A 25020-nucleotide genomic window follows, 5' to 3' on the forward strand; every position below is an offset into this window, starting at 1 on the left:
CGGCACGGGCGGACCATGCGCGCGGCGCGGGGTCCGCGGCCCGGTGGCTTCCGGATCAGTCCCGTGGCGCGTCGTCGCGCGTCAGGCGGGCCATCACGTCGCCACCCCGGCGCGGTGGCAGCGCATCGCCCTGCCCGGGCAGGTCCAGCAGCAGGTAGGACGCGACCGCGCGCAGGCGCGGCGCGTAGGTGCGTCGCAGCCGCGCGAAGCGCTCGGCGCCGGACGCATCGCCGCGCCAAGCGGGCCACGTCGCGCGCAGGGCCGGGGCCAGCCCGGCGTCCCACGCCATCGGGTCGCCCGCTTCCGGCGTCCATCCGGGCCCATCCGGCGGCGCCACCGCGACCTCCAGCGATTCCGTCACCACCCCGAGCGCGCGCCGGGCGGCCGCGAAGGTGGCCTCGGCCTGGGGCGGACCGCCGGCCTCGTCGCCCGCGATCAGCAGCGCGCAGACGTCCATCAGCACGGCCAGCGCGGCCAGCCACGAATGGCCCTCGTGCTGGGACCGGTAGAACGCCAGCATCGGATAGGCCGCGTGGCTCTCGACCAGGTCGCCGGCCCACAACTCCCACTCGCGCAGCCATGCGACGAGCGCGTCGGGATCGGCCACCGCCGCGTGCCACGCCACCAGGGCCGCCACCGTGGGCGGCGTGCCGGCGCGCGCGGCCAGGTCGACGAGCTGGTAGTCGCGCCGCGAGAAGTGCTGGTAGAGCACCGGCAGGTAGGAGATCGTCAGCGCGATGAAGCCGAAACCGGTGCCGGCTTCCACGATGACCAGCAGGCGCCCGGTCGTGTGGTGCGGCACCACGTCGCCGTAGCCCAGGGTGAAGAAGGCGTCGCCGCTCACGCCCATGGCCTGCGCCAGCGTCATCGACGGCTCGCCGCCCAGCAGCTGCTGCAGCGCCCAGTGCAGCAGCCCGAAGCCGAACATCAGCAGGATGGCCCAGGCGCTGAAGAGCGCCACCATCGACAGCGGCCCGAACACGCCGGCGAAGTCCTCGCGCTGGCGTCCCGGCCGCAGCCGGCGCGCCAGCCCGGCCCACGCGGCCCATGCGAGCGTGAAGAACACCCGGTTGATGCGCCAGCGGCGGCGCACCGGGCGCGGCAGCAGCACGACCTCGAAGGCGTCGAGCAGCGTGAGCGTGACCAGGACCAGCCCGACGAGCGCGCCGAACCAGGCCATGGTCCTCAGGCGCCCTGCCCGCCGCGCCGCGCCATGTGCATCTGGTGCAGCGTGATCTTGCGCACCTCGGCCTGGCTGGTCTCGATGTGGGCGCGCAGCAGCATGGCGGCCTGGTCGCCGCGATGGGCGCGCACGGCCCCGAGGATCTTGGCGTGCTCGTCGTAGGTGGCGTCGATGCGCGGCTGCTGCGTGAAGTCGAGCCGGCGGATGATGCGGATGCGCTCGGTCACCTCGCGGTGCACCCGCGCCATCTCGGCATTGCCCGCGGCGGCGACGAGCGCGCAGTGGAAGTCCTCGTCCCACTGCGCGACCTGCGCGGTGGCGCCGCTGCGTTCGGCCACGGGCACCAGCCAGATGGCGGCCAGACCGTCGAGCCGCGCGTGGTCGATGCGGCGGTCGGTCTCGCACAGGCGGTGCACGGCGGTGGTCTCCAGCACCATGCGCAGGTCGTAGAACTGCTCGAACTGGTCGAAGTCGAACGGCAGCACGCGCCAGCCGCTGCGGAACAGCACCTCGACGAAACCTTCCTGCTGCAGCCTGAACAGCGCCTGGCGCACCGGCGTGCGCGACACGCCCAGGCGCTCGCCGATCTCGTTCTCGGTGAAGCGGTCGCCCGGCACGAGCCTGAATTCGGCGATGTCGCGCTTGAGCTGCGCGTGCACCTCGTCGGCCCGCGTGCGGAAGACGGCGACTTCGGCGGGGGCTGCGGAGAGGGGGGCGAGCGCGGACACGGCAGCGATGTTAGTCCCGCAGCGCCGCCATCAGCGCCGCGCCCGAGGCCGTCCAGCCGACGATGCCGCCCTGCGCGCGGATCATCTCCAGCGTGGCGGCCTTGAAGGCGGGAAAGTAGCTCTCGGTGCAGTCCTCCAGCAGCAGCCCCTCGTAGCCCCGGTCGTTGGCCTCGCGCATGCTGGTCTGCACGCAGACCTCGGTGGTCACGCCGCCGAACACCAGGTGCGTGATGCCGCGCGCGCGCAGGGTCTCGTGCAGGCCGGTGGCGTGGAACATGCCCTTGCCGGGCTTGTCGACCACCAGTTCGCCCTCCACGGGCGCCAGCGCGTCGATGATCCGGCTGCCCGGCTCGCCGCGCACCAGGACGCGGCCCATCGGCCCCACGTCGCCGATGCGCAGCGTCGGATGGCCGCGATCGCGCTTGGCCGGCGGGCAGTCCGAGAGGTCGCTCAGGTGCGCCTCGCGCGTGTGCACGACCCAGCCGCCGGCCCGGCGCCAGGCGTGGAGCACGGCGCGCGTGGCCGGCACGATGGCCTCGAGCAGCGACACGTCGTTGCCCAGCGACGCGCCGAAGCCGCCGGGCTCGATGAAGTCGCGCTGCATGTCGATCAGGACCAGCGCGGTGCGCGCGAGGTCGAATTCGTAGGGGAAGGGTCGGGCGTCGTCGATGCGCATGGGCGGGCTCTCGGGGTTCGGTCGTCAGTGGCCGCCGCCCATGTGGGCGCCCAGCACGTGCCGCTCGGCGGTCGCGGCCGGGGTCTCGAAGACCACCCGCCCCTCGCTCATCACCACGATGCGGTCGGACAGCGCCAGCAGCTCGTCGAGGTCCTCGCTGACCAGCAGCACGGCGCCGCCCTGCGCGCGCACCTGCACGATGCGCGCGTGGATCTCGGCGACGGCGGCGAAATCGAGGCCGAAGACCGGGTTGGCCGCGATCAGCACGTCGATGTCGCCGGCGAGTTCGCGCGCGAGCACGGCGCGCTGCACGTTGCCGCCCGACAGGCTGCGGATCGGCGCGCCCTCGCCCTGCGTCTTGACGCCGTACTCGGCGATCCAGGCCCGCGCGCGGCGCCGCCAGGCCGGAAAGTCCAGCAGGCCGCCGCGCGACAGCGGGGGCCGGTCGAAGTCGCGCAGGGCCATGTTCTCGGCCACGCTGAGGTCGCCGACGCAGGCGTTGCGCAGCGGCTCCTCGGGCAGGCTGCGGACCTTGAGCTCGCGGTTCTCGCGCCGGGTGGCGGCGTAGGGCCGGCCGCGCACGGTCACCCTGCCCGACAGGCGCGGGCGCTGGCCGACCAGGGCCTCGACCAGCTCGCGCTGGCCGTTGCCCGACACGCCCGCCACGCCCAGGATCTCGCCGGCGCGCACGCTCAGGCTCAGATCGTGCACGGCCAGCGTGCCGCGGTCGCCCATGGCCTGCAGGCGCTCGACGGCCAGCGCGACCGGGGCGTCGCCGGCCGGCGTCCTGCGGACAGGCGCCGCGCCGCCGGCGTCGCCGCCGTTCGACCCGCCGCCGCGCGATGCATCGCCGCCTGCGGTGAACGTCGTGTCGTTCGCCGCCGGCGGCGCCGTCGCGTCGTCCTGCGTCACGCCCATCATCGACGCGGCCAGCCGCGCGGGCGTGGTCGCCGCGACGCGGCCGTGGTGCACCGCGCGGCCGCGCCGCAGCACGGTCACGCCGTCGGCGTACGCCATCACCTCGCGGAACTTGTGCGTGATGATGAGGACGGTGCAGCGCCCGCTGCAGGCGATGTCGCGCACGTGGCCGAGCACCTCGTCGGCCTCCTGCGGCGTCAGCACGGACGTGGGTTCGTCCAGGATCAGCAGGCGCGGGCGCAGGTAGAGCTGCTTGAGCAGTTCGAGCTTCTGCTTCTCGCCGGCCGCCAGCGAGGCCGGCGTGACGTCGAGGTCGAGCCGGAACGGCGTGGTCGCGAGGAAGGCCTCCAGTTCGGCGCGCTTGTGCCGCCAGTCGATCACCGCCGGCGTGCGGCCGCCGGCCAGCAGCAGGTTCTCCGCCACCGTCATGCCCGGGGCCAGGGTGAAGTGCTGGTAGACCATGCCGATGCCCAGCGCGCGGGCGACGATCGGGTTGGCGATGTCCTGCTCGCGGCCGTCGATCAGGATGCTGCCCTCCTCGGCGCGCTGGAAGCCCGCGACGCACTTGACCAGCGTGCTCTTGCCGGCGCCGTTCTCGCCGAGCAGCGCGTGCACCGTGCCGGGCTCGACCCGCATCGTCACGTCGTCCATGGCGGTGAAGGCGCCGAAGCGCTTGGTCAGCCGGTAGGTGTCGAGCGCCAGCGCGCCGGTGCCGGCGGGCAAGGCGCCGATCGGGGTGGGGGCGGTGGAAGCGGTGTTCATGCGGACTCCGGTCGGGGCGTCACGACGGCGTGGCGTCCAGCGCCTCGAGCAGCGCGGCCGATTCGGCGTGCGCGCCGAAGACGCCGCCCTGCATCGTGATCATCTTCAGCGCCGCGAGGTGGTTGCCGTGGTCGGTGGCGGCGGTGCAGTCGCTCAGCAGCAGGCATTCGAAGCCCCGGTCGTTGGCGTCGCGCATGGTGGTGTGGACGCAGACGTCGGTGGTGATGCCCGTCAGCACGAGGTTGGCGATGCCGCGCGTGCGCAGGATCAGTTCGAGGTCGGTGGCGTAGAACGAGCCCTTGCCGGGCTTGTCGACGACCACCTCGCCGGCCAGCGGCGCCAGCGCCGGGATGATCTCCCAGCCCGGCTCGCCGCGCACCAGGATGCGCCCGCACGGTCCGTCGTCGCCGATGCCCACGCCACCGGCGCCGATGCGCCGCGAGCGCCAGCGCTTGTTGGCCGGCAGGTCGGCCAGGTCGGGGCGGTGGCCCTCGCGCGTGTGGATGACGTGAAAGCCCAGTTCGCGCATGCGCGCCATGACGCGCGCGATCGGCGCGATGGGCGCCTGCACCAGCGACAGGTCGTAGCCCATCACGTCGACGTAGCCGCCCGCGCCGCAGAAGTCGGTCTGCATGTCGATGACGACGAGCGCGGTGTTGTCCGGGCGCAGGTCGCCGTCGTAGGGCCAGGCGTAGGGCCGGGCGTCGACGGTGCGCGGCGCCGCGCCGGTGGCGGCCGTCATGCGCGCAGGGCCTTGCGGTGGGCCGAGTCGGGTGCCTCCGGCACGTCGGGCACGGCGTGCGGGACGTTGCGGGGCACCAGCGGGTGCGTGCCGGCGCCGCCGTAGGCGCGCACGGGCGCCGCGAAGCCGCAGGACGTGCCGTCCACCACCTTCACGTCGTCGCTCCAGGGCAGACGGTACTGGCCGGCCGCCATGTCGCGCATGTAGGTATAGGGGAAATCCTGCGCCCCGCCCTTCACCGCCACGTAGCCGCGGTGGTAGAGCTGGTAGATGTTGTTCTCCACGCCCCAGCCGGTGCGGGCTTCCCGCACCAGGTCGGGCCGCAGCTCGCAGGTGACGATCTCGTCGACGCGGCCGCCGCCCTCGACCATCACGGTGCCGTCGAAGCTGCAGAACATGCCCTCGCCCATCGAGTCGAAGCTGCCGTCGCTGCCGCACATGCACACGCTGGCGGTGTAGGCGAGGTTGCAGAAGGCGTTGGCCTGGTTGGTGATCTTCCAGGCGTGGCGGATGGGCGCGGTGTAGCCGGCGGTGCGCAGGATGATCTCGGCGCCCTTGTAGGCGGCCTCGCGGGCCATCTCGGGGAGCATGCCGTCGTGGCAGATGAGGAGCGCGAGCTTGCTGCCGTTGGGGCCGTCGCACACCGGCACGCCCAGGTTGCCCGGCTCCCAGGGCTCCACCGGCACCCACGGATGCATCTTGCGGTAGTAGAGCCGGATGGCGCCGGTGTCGTCGATGATCAATCCGCTGTTGTACGGGTTGCCGCCGGGGTTGGCCTCCATGATGGAGAAGCAGCCCCAGATGGTGTGGTCGACGCAGGCCCGGCGGAAGGCCGCGACCTCCGGACCGTCGAGCGTGCACATGATCTCCGGCGCCGTGTCCATCGACAGGCCGTGGAGCGAATACTCCGGAAACACCACCAGGTCCATCGTGCCCTGGTTGCGCCGCGCCTTGCCCACCAGCTCGACGATGCGCCGCGTCTGCGCGGCCAGGTCCTCCGGCGTGCGCACCACCGGCAGCTGCAGCTGCACCAGCCCGACGACGACGCCGTGCGCCGACTTGTTCAAACCACCCAATCCGCTCATGGAAGATGTCCTTCTATCGATTCGAGGAAAGTTCACCCGGGCTGCCGGTGGCGACGCTGCCGGGGCGGCAGGTGAACATCAGGATCACCAGCGTGAGCACGTAGGGCACCGTGTTGAACAGGTGATAGCCCCAGCCCACGCCGATGGACTGCAGCGCCGGGCCGATCGCCCCCGCGCCGCCGAAAAGAAAGGCCGCGCCCACGCAGCGCAGCGGGCTCCAGCGCGCGAAGATCACCAGCGCCACCGCGATCAGGCCCTGCCCGCTGGAGATGCCCTCGTTCCAGCTGCCCGGGTAGAACAGCGTGAGCGACGCGCCGCCGAGCCCGGCGATGAAGCCGCCCGCCGTCGTCGCCGCGATGCGGATGCCCGCGACCGAATAGCCCAGCGCCCGCGTGGCGTGGGCCGAATCGCCCGCCAGGCGCACCAGCAGCCCGGCGCGCGTGCGCGCGAAACCCCAGGCCAGGAACACCGCCAGCGCCAGGCCGACGGGCACCAGCGCGTTGAGCTGCAGCGCCGAGCGCACCACCGGGTCGTCGCTCCAGAAACCGAGCGGGATCGCCGGCAGCTGCGGCGCCTGCGGCTGGATCAGCGGCTTGCCCAGGTAGAACGCCAGTCCGGTGCCGAACAGCATCAGCGCGATGCCGGTGGCGACGTCGCTGACGCGGTCGAGCGAGCACAGGAGGCCGTGCAGCAGCGCCAATGCCGCGCCGGCACAGGCGCCGATCAGCACGCCCAGCCAAGCCGAATCGGTGAGGTAGGCGCCGCCGAAGGCCGCCATGGCCGAGAGCACCAGCACACCCTCGAGCCCCAGGTTGATGCGCCCGGACTTCTCCGTCAGGCACTCGCCCAGGCTCACGAACAGGAACGGCGCGCCGACCCGCAGCGCCCCGCCGACGATGCCCGCCACCAGCGCGATCCACTGGTCGGCGCTCACGGGCGCACCTCCGCCGCCTTGCGCGCCGGGGAGACCAGGCGGCGCCAGTCGATCATCCGCAGGCCCTCGCTCGCCAGGATCAGCACGAAGGCGATGCCCTGGAGCACCAGCACCGACGCGTCGGGCAGGCCCAGGCGCCGCTGCAGCAGGCTGCCGGCCGCGCCGAAGCCGCCGAACAGGATCGCCACCGGCACGATCGCCACCGGGTTGTGGCGGGCGATGAACGACACCAGGATGCCGGCGTAGCCGTAGCCCGCGATGAGCGAGGCGTTGGCGTTGGTGTGCACCGCCGCCACCTCGACCGCCCCCGCCACGCCGGCGCAGGCGCCGCCCACGCCGCAGGCCGCCAGGATCAGCCGCGTCGCCGGCAGGCCCACCAGCTGCGCCGCGCGCGGGTTGCCGCCCACCACGCGCACCGCGAAGCCCGAGGCCGTCAGCCGCAGCCACAGCCCCAGGCCGACGCAGGCGACGACGCCGATCGCCAGCCCCCAGTGGATGTCCGAGCCGCCGATGCCGCCGATGCGCAGGCCCTCGGGCAAGGCGTAGGTCGAGGGCTTGTTCAGGCTCGCCGGGTCGCGCAGCGGTCCCTCGACCAGGTGCTTGAAGATGCCGATGGCGATGTAGGCCAGCAGCAGGCTGCTGATGGTCTCGTTGATGCCGCGGTACTGGCGCAGCCAGCCGGCCAGCATCACCCACAGGCCACCGGCGATCGCCCCCGCGATGCACACCGCGACCGTGCCGGCCATGTCGTCGGGCAGCGTGACGGCGTAGGGCAGCGCCGCGCAGGCCAGCGCGCCCAGCACCAGGGCGCCCTCCCCGCCGATGACGACCAGCCCGGCGCGCGCCGGGATCGCCACGCACAGCGCCGTCAGCATCAGCGGGGCCGCGCGCTGCAGGGTGTTCTGCCAGGAGAACCAGCTGCCGAAGGCGCCGGTGAACAGCGTCGTCCACACGTCCACCGGATCGGCGCCCGCCAGCGCCCCCAGCAGCCCGAACAGCAGCAGCGCCGCCGCGATGGCGAACACCGGCAGGGCGATCTCTTTCAGCGCGGAGGGCATGGCCATGCGATCAGATCGAGCCCAGGACGCCTTCGACCAGGTAGTTCGTCTTCTCCAGTTCCAGGTCGGTCTGCTTGAGGGTCTTGCCCGCCGCGACGACCTCCTTGCCCTTGTTGTCCTTGAGCGGGCCCTTGAAGATGTCGAAGCCGCCGGCGACCATCTGGGCCTTGACGGCGTCGGCCTGCTTCTTCGCGGCGTCGGTCACGGCGGGGCCGTAGGGGGACATCTTCACGTAGCCCTCCTTCAGCCCGCCGCGCAGGAACGTGGGATGCGGCTTGCCGGCCTGGGCCGCCTCGATGACGGTCCGGTAGGCCGTGAGCCAGTTCCACTCGGCGCCCGTGAGGTAGGCCTGCGGCGCCAGCTTGGCCTGGCTCGCGTGGTAGCCGCAGACCATCTTGCCGCGCTTGGCCGCCGTCTCCACCACCACCTTGGGACCGTCGACGTGCATCGTGAAGACGTCGCAGCCCTGGTCGGCCAGGCTGTTGGTGGCCTCGGCCTCCTTGACGGCCATCGACCAGTCGCCGGTGAAGATCACGCTGCAGGTGATGCCCGGCTTGACCGAGCGCGCGCCCAGCGTGAAGGCGTTGATGTTGCGCAGCACCTGCGGGATCGGCTTGGCCGCGACGAAGGCGATCTTGTTGCTCTTGGTCATGTGCGCGGCGACCACGCCGTTGAGGAACTGGCACTCGTCGATGTAGCCGAAGAAGCTGCCGGCGTTCTTCGGCATGCCCTCGCTCCACAGGCCGCCGCAGTGCGAGAAGCGCACGTCGGGGTTCTTGGGCGCCACGGCCAGGATGTGCGGGTCGAAATAGCCGAACGAGGTCGGGAACAGCAGCTTGGCGCCGTCCTGCTGGATCATGCCGCTCATGGCCTTCTGCACGGCCGCCGTCTCGGGCACGTTCTCCTCCTCGATCACCTTGATGCCGGGCATCTTCTTGACCTCGGCCGCCGCCTGCGCGTGCGCCTGGTTGTAGCCGTAGTCGTCGCGCGGGCCGACGTAGATCACGCCCACGGTCAGCGGCTTCTGCTGCGCGCCGGCCAGGGCGCTCCAGCCGCCCAGCGTGCCGGCGACGCCCAGCGCGGCGAGGGATTTGAGGGAGTCACGGCGATCGATCGGTTTCATGGGAAGGCTCCGCGTAGGAAAGGGATGAAGGAAGAAGACGGACGGGCACCGAGGCCGTCCCGCGTCTTGGATACAAGTCGGTGTGCAAATTCCATGCCCAGTCGGATCAGTCCAGCAGGCTGACGTGGGCGGCCACCACGCGCCAACCCCGTGCGGTGCGCAGCCAGGTCTGGCTCTGGCGCCCCGTCCTGGCGCTGCCCTCGCGGCGGAACTCGCAGTTGGCGGTGGCGAAGTCCTCGCCGTAGGTGGTCAGCACGGTGCGCAGCAGCTCGCGCATCAGTCCCTGCGACGGCCGCGTGGCGCGAAAGGCGGCGATGGCGGCGGCGCCGTAGAGGTTCTCGGTCGCGCCGTAGCGCAGCGTGTGCGGGCTGTCCCAGAACAGCTCGTCGAGCACCTCGACCTTGTTGTGCACCAGCGCGTCCTCGTAGCGCGCGAAGGCGGCGGTGACTTCGGCCAGCACGTCGGGCCGGTTGATCTCGGGTTCCATGGGGTCGTCCTCGAAGGGGGTTGTCGATGTCGATGTCAGTCCAGCGCGGCGACCGGGGCGCGCGCGACGCCGGCCGCCTCCAGCGCCGCCGCCACGCGCAGCGCCACGTCCTCGCGCCACGGCGCCGCCACCACCTGCACGCCGATCGGCAGGCTCGGGTGCGCGCCCCACACCGGCACGCCGCACACCGGCAGGCCGATGCAGGAGAACGGCTGGGTCAGCACGCCCATGTTCGGGCGCACCGGCAGGCGCTGTCCGCCGAGGTCGAACCACTCCGCGCCGATCGGCGTGGCGGCGCACGGCGTCGAGGCGGCCAGCAGGACGTCGAAGTCCCCGAACAGCCGCGCGACCTGCTCGGCATACAACCGCCGCACGCGCTGGGCGCGCGCCACCCACGCCGCCGGGATCAGCGCGCCGGCCAGGAAGCGGTCGCGCGACAGCGGCTCGAAGTCCTCGGCGCGGCGACGCAGGTCGTCCAGGTGCAGCGCCGCGCCCTCGGCGTTGGTGATGAGGAAGGCCGCCGCGCGCCCGGCCTCCACCATCGGCAGCTCGACGCGCCGGTGCGCGCCCAGCGCCTCGGCCACGCGGTCGACGGCGGCCAGGGCTTCGGGCGACGCGCGTTCGCGGAAGTAGCCGTCGAGCACGCCGATGCGCAGTCCGCCGGCGCCGCGTCCGAGGTCGGCCAGCGTCGGCGCGACCGCGCGCTGCGCGCAGCCCGGGTCGCGCGCCGCGCCGTCCGCCTCCGGCCCCTGCAGCGCGTCGTAGGCCAGCGCCAGGTCGCGCGTCGAGCGGGCGAACGGCCCCAGGTGGTCGAGGCTGGAGATGAACGGGTAGCTGCCCGTGCGCGGCAGCCGCCCGAAGGTCGGCTTGAGCCCGAACACGCCGCACAGCGAGGCCGGCACGCGGATCGAGCCGTTGGTGTCCGACCCCAGCGTCAGCGCGACCTGCCCCGCCGCCACCGCCGCGCCCGAGCCGCCCGACGAGCCGCCGGCGATGCGCGAGAGGTCGTGCGGATTGCGGCACGGCCCGACGTGGCTGTTCTCGGTCGTGAAGCCGTAGGCGTACTCGTCCATGTTCAAGGCGCCGACCAGCACCGCGCCGGCGCGCTCCAGCCGGCGCACCAGCGCGGCATCGGCGCGGGCGGGCGGACGCTCGCGCTCGATCCTCGAGCCGGCGAGCGTCGTCAGGCCGGCGACGTCGAACAGGTTCTTGACGGCGAAGGGCACGCCCAGCAAGGGCAGCGCGCGCGTGCGGTCGGCCTGATCCGAAGCCAGCGACGCATCGACCTGCGCCGCGCGGCGCAGCGCCCGCTCGCGCACCACGTCGGTGAAGGCGTTGACGCGGCCGTCGGTGGCGGCGATGCGCTCCAGGCTCGCGCCCACCAGCGCGGTGGCGGTCACGCCGCCGCCGCGCACGGCCTCGGCCATGGCGCTGGCGTCTTGCAGCAGCAGTTCGGCGGCGTTCACCGGTCCGCCTCCGTCGACACCGGTGCGAACGCCACGGCCGATTCGGCGTGGGCGTCCAGCGGCACCGCCTCCAGCACGGCCGCGAACTCCGCGGCCAGGGCGAAGAAGCGCAGCACGCCGGGCCGGTGCGCGGGGTGCAGGGGCAGTTCGAGCATCGCCGCGGCGGCGTCGACGTAGGCCCCGGTCTGGTCGGGTGTCATCGGCGCACCTCCCGCTGGAAGATCTCCAGGCTGCGTTTCTTCATGGCGACGAAGCTGTCGGCGCTGAGCGTCTCCAGCGTGCGCGGGCGCGCGTCGCGGTAGTCGAGGATCTCGGCCACGCGGGTCGGCCGCTTGGTCAGCAGCAGCACCTGGTCGGCCAGGTAGACGGCCTCCTCCAGGTCGTGGGAGACCAGCAGCATGGTCGTGCCGGTCTGCATGAACACCTCCTGGAGCTTCTCGCGGATGAACAGCGTCATCTCGAAGTCGAGCGCGGAGAACGGCTCGTCCAGGAACAGCACCTCCGGGTTGGGCGCCAGCGCCCGCATGATCGAGGCGGTCTGCTGCTGGCCGCCGGAGAGCTCGTACGGGTAGCGCCGCAGGTCGAACTTGACGTCGAACGACGCCACCAGCTCGGCCATGCGCCGGTCGACCTCGGCCTTGCCGCGCCCCTCCAGCAGCAGCGGGTAGGCGATGTTGTCGATGGTGCGCATCCACGGAAACAGCGCCTCGCGGTAGTTCTGGAACACGTAGCCGATCTTGGTGTCCTTCAGGCTCTTGCCGTCGAACAGGATCTCGCCCGAATCGATCGGCACCAGCCCGGCGATCATGTTGATCAGCGTCGATTTGCCGCAGCCGTTGGGCCCGAAGACCGAGACGATCCGGTGCTTGGGGATGTCGAGGTCGAAGTTCTCGTAGAGCGGCCAGCCCGCGAAATGCTTGGTCAGCCCGCGGATGGTGATGTGGGTGCCGGCCGGGCCGGGCGTGAAGGCCGGCCGGGGCACCTCGGCGAACACGGGGGCGTTGAGGACGCTGCTCATCGGCCGCTCCAGTGCACGATGCGGCGCTCGGCCACCAGGAACAGCACGTTGAGCGCGTAGCCCAGCGCCCCGGCCGCGAGGATGGCGGCGTACATGCTCTTGACGTTGAGCACCTGCTGCGCGTTGATGATGCGGTTGCCCAGGCCGGCGTCCGAGCCGATGAACATCTCCGCCACGATGACGATCACCAGCGCCATCGAGATCGCCGAGCGCAGCCCGACGAAGCTCGGCTGAAGGCTCTCCCAGATCAGCACGTCCCGGAACACGCGCCAGCGCGAAGCGCCCATCACCCGGGCCGCCATCACGCGCTGCTTGCGCGCGTTGATGACGCCGTAGGCGCTGTTGAACACCACGATCAGGAAGGCGCCGAAGGCCGCGATGGCGATCTTGTTGACGTCCGAGACGCCGAACACCAGCAGGAACAGCGGGATCAGCGCCGACGAGGGCGTGGAGCGGAAGAAGTCGATCAGGAACTCGACGCTGCGGTAGACGCGCTCGTTGCTGCCCAGCAGCACCCCGAGCGGCACGCCGACGACCGCCGCGATCAGGAAGGCCTGCACGGTGCGCCAGACCGTGACCGCGAAGTCCGCCAGCAGCGGCCCGCCGGCCAGCCCGGTGCCCAGCGCGACCAGCGTGTCGGCCGGCGTCGGCAGCAGGATCGGCTTGATGAAACCCAGCCGCACCACCAGGTCCCAGACGATGAACAGCGCGACCGGGCCGATGAAGGGCAGCAGGCGGTCGCCCAGGGGGCGGCGCGGGACGGCGGGCACGGCGCCGTCGGCCGGCGGGGTCCAGGCGGCGCGGGACGCCGCGGGAGCGAGGGTGTCGGCCATGGCCTCAGGCCTTGTAGAGCAGCGTGTCCACGATCACCTTCTTGTCGAAGATGCCCTTCTGCGTGAACAGGTCGTAGAACTTCTGGAAGTAGGCGATGTCGCTCGGCGTGAACTCGTCGTGCAGCATGTAGGAGGCCAGCGGCACCTCGGCGGTGAGCGCGCCCTCGATGGCGGTGTAGCCCTTCATGTACTGCCGCGCCTCGGCCGGCTGGGCGCGCACCAGTTCCACGCCGCGCCGGTAGGCGGCGATGTACTTCCGCGCCGCGTCGGGGCTCTTGCGGATGAACTCGGTCGTCAGGCTGGCGGCGCCGCCGTGCCAGGGCGCCATCGGGTCGCCCAGGATGTACTTCGCGACCACGCCGGCCTCGATCACCCGCGTGGTGCCGTTCATGCGCCCGACCGTGCCGGTGGGCTCCAGCGTGTAGCAGGCGTCGACCTGCCCCGCCACCAGCGCCGCGACGTGCTGCCCGATGGGCAGCTCGCTGACGGTCGCGCCGGTGGCGCCGGCGCGCTCCAGCATGGTCTTGCACAGCGTCACGTTCTGGATGCCGGGGCCGGAGGCGACGCGCTTGCCCTTGAGGTCGGCCACGGTCTTGAAGGCGCTGTCCTTGGCGGCGATGAACTCGTCGAGCACGAACTTCGCGTTGCTCGGGTTGGTGCAGAAGATCTTGAACAGGCCGGGCTGCGCGATCTCGCCGATGGCCAGGTTGGCCGAGCCGGTGCCGTTGGCGCTGCCGTCGCAGCGCCCGGCGAGCATCGCCTCCATCACCTGCTGCGCGCCGGCGAACTTCAGCGGCTCCACGTCGATGCCGGCCTCCCTGAAGTAGCCCTTCTCGACGGCGGCGAAGAACGGCAGCCCCGCGGCCACCGGCCAGTAGCCGACGCGCAACTTGGGCGCGGACTGCGCCAGCGACAGGGACGGCGCCGCGAGCGCGGCCAGCGCGCCGAGGCCGGCGGCGGCGCCGGTGCGCAGCACGCGGCGGCGCGTGGGCGCGGCGGTTTCGGTGTCGGTGGCGGACGTGGCGGGGAAGGGATTGCGGGGTGCCATGGATGCAGCTCCTTGCGGAAGGGATGGAAAGACGGAAGGAAAAGGCGGAAAAGGAAACGCGGAACGTGACGGGCCAGGCGGCGCCCCGGGCTCAGGCGGCGGCGCGCGACGCGATGTAGGGCCGCCAGCCGCCGTGGTGCGTGATGTCCTCGGCGCCGTCGAGCGCGATCGACTCGCACACGAAGCCCTGCACGCGCTCGCCGTCCGCCAGCACCAGCGTGCCGATGCCCAGCGGCGCCGGGATCAGCGCGACGAAGGAGCCGTAGGCCGCCATCGGCATCTCCCACACCTCGACGACGATCGACGCGCCCTCGCCCGCCGGCACGCGCACCATGCCGGGCTTGGGCGGCACCGTGCCGGGCAATGCGTAGAGCCGGTAGTGCGGCGCGCTGCGCGTCTCGCGCAGCCGCACCGCGCCGCGCTCGGTGAGCTGGCCGTTGAGCGGCATGCCCGAGAGGTGCGCGCCGACCACCGCCACCTTCACCGTCGGCACGGCACCGAAGGCGGGCACCGGCAGCGCGAGCGCCTCGGGCATCGGCTCGCCCGTCGCGCCCAGGGTCAGGCCGCTGGCGTGGTGCAGGCGCTGGCCCAGCCGCGCGAGCTGGAGGTCGCTGCCGCACGGCCCGATCAGCGTCACGCCGAACGGCAGGCCGTCCGCGCGCAGGCAGGTCGGCACCGCGAGCGCGGCGTAGTCCAGCAGGTTGACGAAGTTGGTGTAGGCGCCCAGCTGGCGGTTGAGGGCGACCGGGTCGGCGCGCATCGCCTCGATGGTGCAGTGCGTCGGCGCGGTCGGCACCACCAGCACGTCGATGTCGTTCCACATCGGCGCGACGCGCTGCGCCAGGGCGCGAAGCCGCGTCTGCGCATCGACGAGGTCGGAGGCGCTGTAGCGCCGGCCCTGCGCCAGGATGCCGCGCACCGGCTCGATCACGGATTGCTCGTGGGCGTCGAAGAAGCCGCGCACGGCGGCGTGGCGCTCGGCCACCAGCGCGCTGTCGTAGAGCAGCGCGGCGATCTCGGCCAGCGGCGCGTAGTCGATCGGCACGCGCACGCCGCCGAGCGCCTCCAGCTGCGCGAGCGAGGCTTCGAAGGCGGCGGCGGCGTCGGCGTCGCCGAAGAACTCGAGCGTCGCGGGCACGCCCAGGCGCGGCGCGGCGGGCAGCGACGCCGTCGCCAATGGCAGCGCGCGCGAGTACGGGTCGAGCGCGTCGTGGCCCATCGCCACGCCCAGCACGCGCGCGGCCAGCTCGACGGTGCGCGCGAAGATCGACACGCAGTCCACGCTCCGCGCCGCCGGCACCACGCCGCGCGCGCTGACGAGGCCCCGGGTGGGCTTCAGGCCGACGATGTTGTTGAGTCCGGCGGGCACGCGGCCGGAACCCGCCGTGTCGGTGCCCAGCGCGAAGTCGACCTCCCCCGTGGCCACCACCCGCGCCGAGCCGGCGCTGGAGCCGCCCGACACGTACCGCGCATCGAAGGCGTTGGGCACCGCGCCGTAGGGCGAGCGCGTGCCGTTCAGGCCGCAGGCGAACTGGTCGAGGTTGGTCTTGCCCACCAGCACCGCGCCGGCGGCCAGCAGCCGTACCACCACGGTGGCGTGCGCGCTGGCGTCGTAGGCGAAGTCCGGGCAGGCGGCGGTGGTCGGCCAGCCCGCCACGTCGATGTTGTCCTTGACCGCGAAGCGCAGGCCGGCGAGCGCGCCCGCGCCCGGCGCGGACGCCGCCGGGTCGGCCAGCGGCGGCGCGATGCGGGTGATCCAGGCGGCGGCGGGATCGGCACCCGGCGCGGGCGTCGATCGGTTCGGGGTCGTGTCGTCATGCACCATCGTCAAGCATCCTGTCTTGTGTACATGAAGAGATGCAAAGGACGTGCCAGCGGCCCGGTCATCCCGGATCGCCCGCCGCCGCACGGTCGCAGCGCGCGCCGCCCGTGCAGGCGCGCGAGCCGCACGACGTCGAGGCGGTGCCGGCGGTGGAGCTTCGCTTGCACTCCCGGGACCATCCGGACGGCAGGTCGCAGGTCGCGGGATGGCCGCGCTGCCGGGACGATCAGGAGGCCGACGACTTGCCTTGAACGGCGCACCGGTGAGCCGGTGATCCGGTTGGAAAGCGGTCCGCGAAACCGCCCTGCGACCCGTTCTGCGACCGCCCGGCGCTGCCGCCGAGTGCCTCGTCGTCGCCTATTTCAGCCAGCGGTCCATCACGCGCTGGAACTCCCCGCCCGCCTGCGACAGGTGCAGCCACTGGTCGACGTACGCCTTGAAGGCGACGTCGTCGCGCGGAAGCATCCAGGCCATCTCGCCGTACTGCAGCGGCTTGTCGGGGTTGACGGCGCACAGGCCGGGCTTGAGCTTCTGCTGGGTGATGGCCTCGGCCGACTCGGTGACGAAGACGTCGGCGCGGTTGGCCAGGATCTCGTCGAAGATGGTCACGTTCTCGCCGTGCAGCGTCATCTTCGCCCGCTTGAAGTTGGCGCGCGCGAAGCGCTCGTTGCTGCCGCCCGGATTGAAGATCACGCGCGTCGCGGGCTGGTCGATGGCCGCGACGCTCTGGTACTTGGCGACGTCGGCGCAGCGCGCGATCGGCGTCTTGCCGTTGACCATGTAGGGCGCGCTGAAGAAGGCGCGCTTCTGCCGCTCCGTCGTCACCGACACGCCGCCCACGGCGATGTCGCACTTGCCCGCCGCCAGGTCCGGCAGCAGGTTGGCCCAGGTGGTCTTGATCCACTGCGGCTTCGCGCCCAGGCTGGCGGCGAAGGGCGCCATCAGGTCGACGTCGATGCCTTCGTAGGTGCCGTCCGCGAGCTGGAAGCTGAACGGCCGGTAGTCGCCCGGCGTGCAGATGCGCAGCGTGGCGGCGGACTGGACGGCGTCGAGGTGCGAGGCGGCCGCCCTGGCGACGGGCGCGGGGGCCAGGGCCGGCGGCGTGCCGGCCATGGGCGGCGGCATGGCGCAACCGGCGAGCACGGCGAGGGTCGTGAGGGCGAGGACGGAACGGGCGAAGGGCGCGATGCGCATGGGACGAACTCTCCTGGGGTGATGGGAACGCCGGAAGGCAGGAAGCGAGCCCGCATTCTGGGGGCGCGGCGGGGTCGTCCGCCCCGCGCCGCCCGCCGGCCATGGCCGCCACGGGCGTCGATCGATCCCCGCCGTCAGGCCCTGGGGGCCGGCGGCGCCCGGTGCGCCCGCACGCACGACAGCACGCTCAGCACCACCAGCACCATCGCCGCGCCCTCCCACGCCGTCGGCAGACGCCGCTCCCACAGGAAACCGTAGAGCAGCGCGAACAGCGTCTCGAACAGGATCATCTGCCCGACCATCGTCAGCGGCAGCAACCGGCTCATGCGGTTCCAGAAGGCGTTGCCGACGATCGACGCGGCCAGGGCCACGCCGGTCACCACCGCGACCAGGCGCCCCCACTCGGCGGCCGTGTGGCCCACGCCGTCGCCCAGCACGAAGGTCAGCCCCAGCAGGACGAGCGCCTGCGCGCCGGTGACCACGCCCGTGGCCAGGTTCCAGTCGTGCACCGACACCGCGGGCAGCCGCGCGAGCTGGCGGCTGTTGCCCACGGCGTAGCAGGTCCAGGAGACCAGCGCGCCGACGGCGCTGAGCAGCCCGACGAGGCCGCCGCGCGCCGTCTCCGCGCCGAGCGCCTGCCAGCCGATGCAGCCCACCCCCGCCAGGCCCAGCAGCAGCGACGGCGCGAGCCGGCGCAGGGGCACGGCGTGGTCGTCGCGGCTGCCGATCACCGTCACGGCCACCGGCAGGAAGCCGATCACCAGCGAGGTCATGGCGATGCCGCCGCGCTGCACGGCGTTGGCCAGCAGCACGTAGTACAGCGAATTGCCCAGCAGGCTCAGCCAGCACAGCGCGCGCCAGTCGCGCCCGCGCAGCGCCGCCTTCAGCGACACCCGACGCGGATACAGCAGCACGGCGGCGAACAGGCCGTAGGCCAGGAAACGCCCGGCGGCCAGCTGCAGCGGCGTGAAGCCGCGCGCGAGTTCCGGCGCCAGGAACACCAGCCCCCACAGCGCGCCGGCGGCCATGCCGCAGGCGATGCCCGTCCAGGTGGTGCGATCGATCGACGACGGGGAAAGCGCGGTGCCAGGAGTCATGCCCGCAATGTCGCCGATCGGCCGACGCCCGTCTCTCCCCGGTCTCCTGTCGTTCAGGCCCGTTCTCTCGCCTGCCGCCGCCACGCGGCCGGCGTGACGCCGAAGGCCCGCCCCATCGCCCGGGTCAGCGCGTTCTGGTCGGAATAGCCCGCCGCCACGGCCAGCTCGGCGATCGGCAGGTCGGTGCGGGCCAGCCCGTCGCGCGCGCGCCGCAGGCGCACCTGCGACAGCCACGCGGCCGGGGTGGTGTCGAGTTCGGCGCGGAACAGCGCGTGCAGCCGGCTCGGGCTCAGGCAGGCCGTCCGCGCCATCGTCGCGGTGGTCCACGGCTCGCCCGCGCGGGCCTCGACGATCGCCAGCAGGGCCGTCAAGCGAGAGGCGGGCCGCGCGGGCGCCTCGGCGAGGGCGTCGAGCATCAATGGCACCCAGTGCCGGGCGATCGCGGCGCGCGCCGGTCCCGCGCGCAGCATCCCGCCCATGTAGTCGACCAGCCGGTACGCCGCGGGCGAGAGCGTCAGGAACGGCCGTGCCGAAAACCGTTCCAAGAATCCCGCCCGGTCCGCGGCATCGGCCGCGTCGGCGATGCCGGCGGCGTCCGCGAGGTCGATCACCAGGAAGCGGTTGGTGCCCTGTCCCGCCTGCGAATGGCGGGTGCCGGGCGCGACGAACGCCGCGCGGCCCTCCTGCAGCAGTCCTTCCCGTCCGCCGATGTCGATCCGCAGCCGGCCGGCCAGCGGCAGCACCAGCTGCGAGAACTCATGGGCATGCGCGTCGCCCTCGGCGTCGTAGCTGCGCAGGTTCAGGGCGAAGGGCGGGCGCGAAAGCATGGGCCGGATGATCCCCCCAAAGGCGCGTCGCGTCCCGTCGATCGCGCCGACAATGGCGCCCGTTCCCACGCAGAAGAAGGTCCCATGCGACTCGTCGAATTCATCTCGTCGCACGGCGAGGCCATCCTGGCCGAGGCGGCCGTCTACGCCAGGACCCTGCCGCCCCTGGCCCACGAGACCGACGCGACGCTGCGGGACCACTTCCCCAGGATCCTCGAGGCCATCGTGGCGGACCTGCGCCAGCGCCAGTCGAGTGCCGATTCGCGCGCCAAGGGCATCGGCCAGGCCCCGGTCGACGAGGACGCGCCGGACACGGCGGCCCAGACCCACGGCCGCCTGCGGGCCAAGGACGGCCTGCAGACCGTCCAGCTGGTGGCCGAGTACCGCGCCCTGCGCGCCAGCGTGCTGCGGCTGTGGACGCAGCACGGCGCGGCGCACGCCTCGATCGACGACGTGATCCGCTTCAACGAGGCGATCGATCAGGCCATCGCCGAGTCCGTCGAGTACTACTCGGCCGAGATGGACCAGCTGCGCAACGTCTTCCTGGGCGTGCTGGGCCACGACCTGCGGGGACCGCTCAACGCGGTGCTGCTGACCTCCGAGCTGATCTCCAAGCTGTCGAGCGAGCCGGCGATCTCGCGCCACCTGGGCGTGCTGATCCGCAGCGGCCGGCGGATGTCGGCGCTGCTGGACACGCTGCTGCACTACAACCGCTCCGCCCTGGGCCACGGCATCGCCGTGCACCGCGCCCGCGTCGACCTCGGGCGCGAATGCGCGGCCGAACTCGAACTCCTTCGCGCCGCCCTTCCCGAGGCCGTGCTGACCCTGGCCTGCGAAGGCGACCTGGTCGGCGAGGTAGACGCCTCGTCGGTGCGCGAGGCCCTGGGCAACCTGGTCCACAACGCCGTCACCTACGGCGACGCCGGCGCCATCGACCTGCGCCTCGCGGGCACGCCCGACACGCTCGTCCTGACGGTGGCCAACACCGGCCCCGAGATCCCCGCCGACCGCATCGCGCGCATGTTCGCCCCGCTCGACCGCGCCGGGCAGGACGACCGGGGCAACCGCACCAACCTCGGCCTGGGCCTGTTCATCGTCCAGAAGATCGCCGAGGCGCACGACGGCCGCGTCGAGTGCCGCAGCTCGCCACGGCGCACGGTCTTCGAGCTGACGCTGCCGAGGCGGGCGCCGGGCGATCCCTCCACGGCCTGACCCGCCTCCGTCCGGCTCCACAGGATTCCCCGCGGCCGGGGCGCGTGGAAATCGCGGGCGTCGTCCCGGGCGATCGCATGCATCGTCTGGCGCGGGTCGGGGACGGCGCTTCCGACCACGGCCTCCTGGCTGCCTGCCGTGGAACGGACGACGGTGCGATCCACGGGAAAGTCTCCGATCCCTAAGGGATGGAACCAGTGACGATACGGCCGGCGGCGACTTACAAACGCATCCATCGACGCGCACGCAGCGACGCCCCGGAGGCCCACGGCCAGCGCCGTCGACCGCGCTCCGGACTTCCGCCCTCCCGCACCCGCCGCTCCTCTCTCCTCCTCTTTCTTCCCCGCCGCCATGCAAGCCAGCAAAGCCACCCAGATCCGGCTCGACCTCACGTCCGACCTGCAGAAGTGGCGCGCCTTCCTCGCCATCGCCGAACTCGGCAGCCTGACGCGCGCGGCGCTGTTCCTGGACAGCAACCAGTCGCTGCTCAGCCGGCACCTCAACGCGCTGGAGCGCGAGTGCAAGGCGCGGCTGTTCAACCGCACCGGGCGCGGCGTGGCGCTGTCGGACGTCGGCGAGCGCATCCTGCCGCTGGTCAAGTCGATGCTGGCGGGCGCGGAGCACCTGGAGCTGGAGATCCGCGGCGACGCGCGCGAGCCGGCCGGGCGCGTGACCATCGGCTCGCTGCCCTCGATCACCAACCCGATGGTCGGGCGGCTGTTCAGCCAGCTGCGCGAGCGCCACCCGGGCATCCAGCTCAAGGTGCTCGAGGGCTCCAGCGGCCAGGTCGAGGAGTGGCTGGCCGACGCGCGCATCGACATCGCCATCCTCTACCGCTACGGCACCGCGCACCCGGAACACGAACAGGTGCTCGCCACCGTCGACAGCTACCTCGTCGGCCCGGCCGGCGACCGGCTCACCGCCGCGCCGGAGCTGCCCTTCGCCGCCCTGGACGGCCTGCCCTTCATCCTGCCGGGCGCGCCCAACGGCCTGCGCACCGCGCTCGACGCCATCGCGCGGCAGGAGCGCATCACGCTGGTGCCGGCGATCGAGGCCGACTCGCTGCCGCTGATGCGCTCGCTCGTCGCCGAGGCGCGGCTCTACACGGTGCTGCCGCTGCACGCGGTGTGGACCGAGCTGCGCGAGGGCCGGCTGCAGGCCGCGCGCATCGTCGCGCCGGCGCTGCAGCGCAGCGTGTCGATGGCGCTGGCGCGCACCAAGGGGCCGAGCCGGGCCGTGTCGGCGGTGGCCGCCGGGATGGTCGCCATCGTCGAGGACAGCGCCCGCACGGGCATGTGGAACGCCGCCCTGGCCGCGCGCGCATAGCAGCGTTGCGCCGGCGGGCGACGCACGCGCGGCCGACCGGCCTAAGCTCGCGCGGACCTCGAGCCCCCCCGAACGGAGACATCCCCCGCATGCCGCGCCTCACGCTGTTCCCCACCGACACCATGGACGACGCCCAGCGCGCCGTGCACGACCGCATCGTCGCCGGCCCGCGCGGGCGCATCCAGGGCCCGCTGCGCGCCGCGCTGCACAACCCGGAGCTGGCCGACCGCTGGCAGGCGCTGGGCGCGCTGCTGCGCTACGGCACCACGCTGCCGCCGCGCCTGTCGGAACTGGCGATCCTGGTCACCGGCCGCGCCTGCCGCTCGCCCTTCGAGTGGTACGCGCACCGCGCCGAGGCCGAACGCGCCGGCATCGAGGCGCCGATCATCGACGCCCTGCTGGCGCAGGCCGTGCCGCCGGGCCTCACGCCGCAAGAACTCGCGCTCCACCGCTACGCGGTCGAACTCAACCGCGACCGCTCGGTCTGCGACGCCACCTACGCCACGGCGCTGGCACACTTCGGCGAACGCACGCTCGTCGAGCTGACGGCGCTGATCGGCTACTACACGATGGTCGCGATGACGCTGAACTGCCACGAGATCCCGCTGCCCGAGGGCGTCGCGCCGGCCTTCCCGCTGCCCCAGCACGAGGCCACGCCATGACCGCCGCCACCCCCACCTCGACGCCCTCGACGCCTTCCCCGACCGCCGCCGGCTGGGACTGCCACGCCCACCTGTTCGGCCCCTACGCGCGCTTTCCGCTCGCCGCCGACCGCGCCTACACGCCGCCCGAGGCGCCGCTCGCGGACCACGCGGCCCTGCTCGCGCGCCTGGGGCTGGGCCACGGCGTGCTGGTGCATCCGAGCGCCTACGGCCGCGACCACGCGCTGCTGCTGCACGCGCTGGCCGCCAACGCGAACCTGCGCGGCGTGGTCGTCGCGCAGGCCGGCGCCGACGCACCGGACTTGCGCGACCTGCGCGCGCGCGGCGTGCGCGGGGCGCGCTTCAGCCACCGCAGCGGCGCCGGCGCCAACTTCGCCGGCAGCGCGTCGCTCGACGACCTGCGCGCGCTGGCGCCGGCGCTGGCCGATGCCGGCGTGCACGCCGAGCTGTGGACCGACTGCCGCGCCCTCCCCGCCATCGCCGACGAACTCCGCACCCTGCCGGTGCCGGTCGTGATCGACCACATGGGCGGCTTCGACGTCGACGCCGGCGTGGACGACCCGGGCTTCCGCGCGCTGCTCGACCTGCTGGGCACCGGCCGGGTCTGGGTCAAGCTGTGCGCCTACCGCAACCTGCTCGGCCGTCCCGACCCGGAGGCCGGCCGGCCGTTCCAGCGGAAGATGATCGAGGTCAACCCGGAGCGCCTGGTCTGGGGCAGCGACTGGCCGCACCTGCGCGTGACGCCCGTGCCGGACGCCGCCGGGCTGCTGGCGATGTTCGAGGACTGGTGCGGCGACGCGGCCGTCGCCGAGCGCATCCTGCGCGCCAACCCGGCGGCGCTCTACGGCTGAGCCGCCTTCCGCGTCTTCGGCGTCTTCGGCGTCTTCGTCCGATCCTTCAACCCTCGGCCGCCTCGGTGGCCCGGAAGGACGGTCGCGCGCCGAGCGCATCGAACCAGGCGGCCAACCGTGGCGCGTCGGTGCGCCACGCGAGCGTCCCGAAGCGGTAGTCCAGGTAGCCCAGCGCGCAGCCGATGGCGATGTCGCCGATGTCCGGCGTCGTGGCGCCGGGCGCGGCGGCCTCGCCCTCCAGCAGCGCGAGCACGGCGCGCGTCTTGAGCGCGAAGGCATCGATCAGCACCGGCAGCGGCTGCGCCCGCTCGCGCTCGTTGCGCCAGAGGATCAGGGCGTCGAGCAGGCCGTCGCCGAGCGCGTGGCGGCGCAGCGCGTTCCAGCGCGCCTCGCCCCCGGCCGGGAACAGCGCGCCGCCCGCCTGCGCATCGAGGTACTCGCAGATCACGGCCGAGTCGAACAGCGGCGGCCCGTCCCCGCGCACCAGCGTCGGGATCTTGGACAGCGGGTTGTCCACCATGATGGCCGGGTTGGGCTTGAGCATCGCCGCCACGGAGCGCACGAGTTCCAGCCGGTCGACGATGCCCAGTTCGTGCGCGCAGACCATCACCTTGCGCACGTAGGGCGACTTGGGCGACCAGTGCAGTTTCATCGTCGTCATGGTCGTCATCGGTGCCATCAGATCGCTCCCGCCGCGCGCAGCGCCGCGATGCGCGCCGCGCCGTAGCCCAGCTCGTCCAGGATGTCGTCGCTGTGCTGGCCCAGCAGCGGCGGCGCCGCGGGCACGCGCAGCGGCGCCTCGGCAAAGCGCATCGGGCTGCCGACCTGCGGCACGTCCACGCCCGCCGGGTGCGGCACGTGGCGCAGCAGGCCGCGCGCCTTCACCTGCGGCTCCTCGAAGACCTCGGCCACGTCGTTGATCGGCCCGCACGGCACGCCCGCAGCGTCGAGCGCGGCGATGAGCGCGGCGCGCTCCCAGCCGGCGAAGGCCTCGCGCAGCGCGGCCGACAGGCCCGCGATGTTGCGCACGCGCTGGGCGTTGGTGGCGTAGCGCTCGTCGGTGCGCCACTCGGGGTGGCCGAGCACGCCGCACAGCCTGGCGAACTGGCCGTCGTTGCCCACCACCAGGATCACGTCGCCGTCGGCGCAGGCGTAGACGTCCTGCGGCTGGATGTTGGGGTGCGCGTTGCCGTTGCGCCCGGGCACCTTGCCCGACACCAGGAAGTTCATCGCCTGGTTCGACAGCGTCGCGACCTGCACGTCGAGCATGGCGATGTCGATGGCGTCGCCCACGCCGCACTCGTTGCGCCGCGCCAGCGCGGCGAGCACGGAGACGGCCGTGTACATGCCCGTCATCAGGTCGACGATGGGCACGCCCACCTTCTGCGGGCCGCCGCCGGGGCGGCCATCCTTCTCGCCGGTGACGCTCATCAGCCCGCCCATGGCCTGGATCAGGAAATCGTAGGCCGGCTGGTCGCGCCGGGGACCGGTCTGGCCGAAGCCGGTGACCGAGCAGTAGATGAGACGCGGGTTGAGCCTGCGCAGCGAGGCTTCGTCCAGCCCGTAGCGCGCCAGCGTGCCGGCCTTGTAGTTCTCCAGCACGATGTCCGCGCGCATCGCCAGGGCCCGGACGATCTCCTGGCCCTCGGGCGAATCGAGGTTGACGGTGATGGAGCGCTTGCCGCGGTTGACCGCCAGGTAGTAGCCGGCCTCCTTCGTGTCGCGGCCCTCGGCGTCCTTCAGGAACGGCGGGCCCCAGGTGCGGGTGTCGTCGCCGGCGCCGGGGCGCTCGACCTTGACGACCTCCGCGCCCAGGTCGGCCAGGATCTGGCTGGCCCAGGGCGCGGCGAGGATGCGGCTGAGGTCCAGCACCTTGACGTGCGACAGCGGGCCTTGGGACGGGGTCATGCGGAACTCTCCTGTTGAGGAGGACGATTCTGGATTTCACGCGGCGCACGGGCTACGGGC

At 72.9% G+C, this 25020-nt stretch carries 25 protein-coding genes; 4 read left to right on the forward strand and 21 right to left on the reverse strand.

What is annotated here, in order from left to right; genetic code table 11:
* Positions 1-55: 55 nt before the first annotated feature.
* The 19 genes from NF681_12525 to NF681_12615 all read right to left on the reverse strand — a co-directional run bounded on the left by NF681_12525 (position 56) and on the right by NF681_12615 (position 19001).
* Positions 56-1180: a potassium channel family protein gene (locus NF681_12525; protein UST53153.1), complete on the reverse strand. Its 1125-nt coding sequence runs from the start codon at positions 1178-1180 to the stop codon at positions 56-58.
* Between the two features lie 5 nt (positions 1181-1185).
* Positions 1186-1911, reverse strand: a complete 726-nt coding sequence (locus tag NF681_12530; protein ID UST53154.1) for a GntR family transcriptional regulator — start codon at positions 1909-1911, stop codon at positions 1186-1188.
* 10 nt (positions 1912-1921) lie between these two features.
* A complete protein-coding gene (locus NF681_12535; protein UST53155.1) occupies positions 1922-2587 on the reverse strand; it encodes a cysteine hydrolase in 666 nt (221 codons plus the stop codon).
* A gap of 24 nt (positions 2588-2611) precedes the next feature.
* Positions 2612-4267 carry an ABC transporter ATP-binding protein gene (locus NF681_12540; GenBank protein UST53156.1) on the reverse strand — a complete coding sequence of 552 codons (1656 nt, stop codon included), beginning with the start codon at positions 4265-4267 and terminating at the stop codon, positions 2612-2614.
* 19 nt (positions 4268-4286) lie between these two features.
* On the reverse strand, positions 4287-5009 hold the full coding sequence (locus tag NF681_12545; GenBank protein UST53157.1) for a cysteine hydrolase: 723 nt from the start codon (positions 5007-5009) through the stop codon (positions 4287-4289).
* Positions 5006-6094 carry a formamidase gene (locus NF681_12550; GenBank protein UST53158.1) on the reverse strand — a complete coding sequence of 363 codons (1089 nt, stop codon included), beginning with the start codon at positions 6092-6094 and terminating at the stop codon, positions 5006-5008. The genes NF681_12545 and NF681_12550 overlap by 4 nt, the downstream gene beginning before the upstream one ends.
* 13 nt (positions 6095-6107) lie before the next feature.
* Complete coding sequence (locus NF681_12555) at positions 6108-7028, reverse strand: ABC transporter permease (GenBank protein UST53159.1); 921 nt, start codon at positions 7026-7028, stop codon at positions 6108-6110.
* Positions 7025-8086: an ABC transporter permease gene (locus tag NF681_12560; GenBank protein UST55762.1), complete on the reverse strand. Its 1062-nt coding sequence runs from the start codon at positions 8084-8086 to the stop codon at positions 7025-7027. The genes NF681_12555 and NF681_12560 overlap by 4 nt, the downstream gene beginning before the upstream one ends.
* A gap of 10 nt (positions 8087-8096) precedes the next feature.
* Positions 8097-9209, reverse strand: coding sequence for a BMP family ABC transporter substrate-binding protein (locus NF681_12565; GenBank protein UST53160.1), 1113 nt, complete (start codon positions 9207-9209; stop codon positions 8097-8099).
* A 106-nt stretch (positions 9210-9315) separates the two neighbouring features.
* Positions 9316-9696: an oxalurate catabolism protein HpxZ gene (gene hpxZ, locus NF681_12570; protein ID UST53161.1), complete on the reverse strand. Its 381-nt coding sequence runs from the start codon at positions 9694-9696 to the stop codon at positions 9316-9318.
* 35 nt (positions 9697-9731) lie between these two features.
* A complete protein-coding gene (locus tag NF681_12575) occupies positions 9732-11123 on the reverse strand; it encodes an AtzE family amidohydrolase (GenBank protein UST55763.1) in 1392 nt (463 codons plus the stop codon).
* A 35-nt stretch (positions 11124-11158) separates the two neighbouring features.
* Complete coding sequence (locus NF681_12580; GenBank protein UST53162.1) at positions 11159-11362, reverse strand: DUF4089 domain-containing protein; 204 nt, start codon at positions 11360-11362, stop codon at positions 11159-11161.
* Positions 11359-12180, reverse strand: a complete 822-nt coding sequence (locus NF681_12585; GenBank protein UST53163.1) for an ATP-binding cassette domain-containing protein — start codon at positions 12178-12180, stop codon at positions 11359-11361. The genes NF681_12580 and NF681_12585 overlap by 4 nt, the downstream gene beginning before the upstream one ends.
* Complete coding sequence (locus NF681_12590) at positions 12177-13013, reverse strand: ABC transporter permease (protein ID UST53164.1); 837 nt, start codon at positions 13011-13013, stop codon at positions 12177-12179. The genes NF681_12585 and NF681_12590 overlap by 4 nt, the downstream gene beginning before the upstream one ends.
* Before the next feature lie 4 nt (positions 13014-13017).
* The gene (locus tag NF681_12595; protein UST53165.1) at positions 13018-14061 is read right to left on the reverse strand and encodes an ABC transporter substrate-binding protein; all 1044 of its coding nucleotides are present in this window, start codon (positions 14059-14061) and stop codon (positions 13018-13020) included.
* 91 nt (positions 14062-14152) lie between these two features.
* Entirely contained in the window at positions 14153-15886 is a 1734-nt protein-coding gene (gene atzF, locus NF681_12600) for an allophanate hydrolase (protein ID UST53166.1), read from the reverse strand.
* Between the two features lie 354 nt (positions 15887-16240).
* The gene (locus NF681_12605) at positions 16241-16996 is read right to left on the reverse strand and encodes a transporter substrate-binding domain-containing protein (GenBank protein ID UST55764.1); all 756 of its coding nucleotides are present in this window, start codon (positions 16994-16996) and stop codon (positions 16241-16243) included.
* Positions 16997-17211: 215 nt separating this feature from the next.
* A complete protein-coding gene (locus NF681_12610; GenBank protein UST55765.1) occupies positions 17212-18105 on the reverse strand; it encodes a DMT family transporter in 894 nt (297 codons plus the stop codon).
* A 122-nt stretch (positions 18106-18227) separates the two neighbouring features.
* Complete coding sequence (locus NF681_12615; GenBank protein ID UST53167.1) at positions 18228-19001, reverse strand: AraC family transcriptional regulator; 774 nt, start codon at positions 18999-19001, stop codon at positions 18228-18230.
* A gap of 84 nt (positions 19002-19085) precedes the next feature.
* On the opposite strand from NF681_12615, the gene NF681_12620 reads away from it, so the two are divergent.
* From NF681_12620 to NF681_12635, 4 genes are all read left to right on the forward strand, one after another.
* A complete protein-coding gene (locus tag NF681_12620; GenBank protein ID UST53168.1) occupies positions 19086-20213 on the forward strand; it encodes a sensor histidine kinase in 1128 nt (375 codons plus the stop codon).
* 351 nt (positions 20214-20564) lie between these two features.
* On the forward strand, positions 20565-21539 hold the full coding sequence (locus NF681_12625; protein UST53169.1) for a LysR substrate-binding domain-containing protein: 975 nt from the start codon (positions 20565-20567) through the stop codon (positions 21537-21539).
* Between the two features lie 89 nt (positions 21540-21628).
* A complete protein-coding gene (locus tag NF681_12630) occupies positions 21629-22201 on the forward strand; it encodes a carboxymuconolactone decarboxylase family protein (protein ID UST53170.1) in 573 nt (190 codons plus the stop codon).
* Positions 22198-23052 carry an amidohydrolase family protein gene (locus tag NF681_12635; protein ID UST53171.1) on the forward strand — a complete coding sequence of 285 codons (855 nt, stop codon included), beginning with the start codon at positions 22198-22200 and terminating at the stop codon, positions 23050-23052. Before NF681_12630 ends, NF681_12635 begins: the two co-directional genes overlap by 4 nt.
* A 46-nt stretch (positions 23053-23098) precedes the next feature.
* Here NF681_12635 and NF681_12640 read toward each other — a convergent pair whose 3' ends face one another.
* Together NF681_12640 and NF681_12645 are read right to left on the reverse strand one after the other, a co-directional pair.
* Complete coding sequence (locus NF681_12640) at positions 23099-23704, reverse strand: glutathione S-transferase (protein ID UST55766.1); 606 nt, start codon at positions 23702-23704, stop codon at positions 23099-23101.
* Positions 23705-23730: 26 nt separating this feature from the next.
* Positions 23731-24960, reverse strand: a complete 1230-nt coding sequence (locus NF681_12645; protein ID UST53172.1) for a CoA transferase — start codon at positions 24958-24960, stop codon at positions 23731-23733.
* Positions 24961-25020: the final 60 nt, after the last annotated feature.

The sequence above is a fragment of the Comamonadaceae bacterium OTU4NAUVB1 genome, assembly GCA_024372625.1.
Classification (GTDB): domain Bacteria; phylum Pseudomonadota; class Gammaproteobacteria; order Burkholderiales; family Burkholderiaceae_C; genus Variovorax.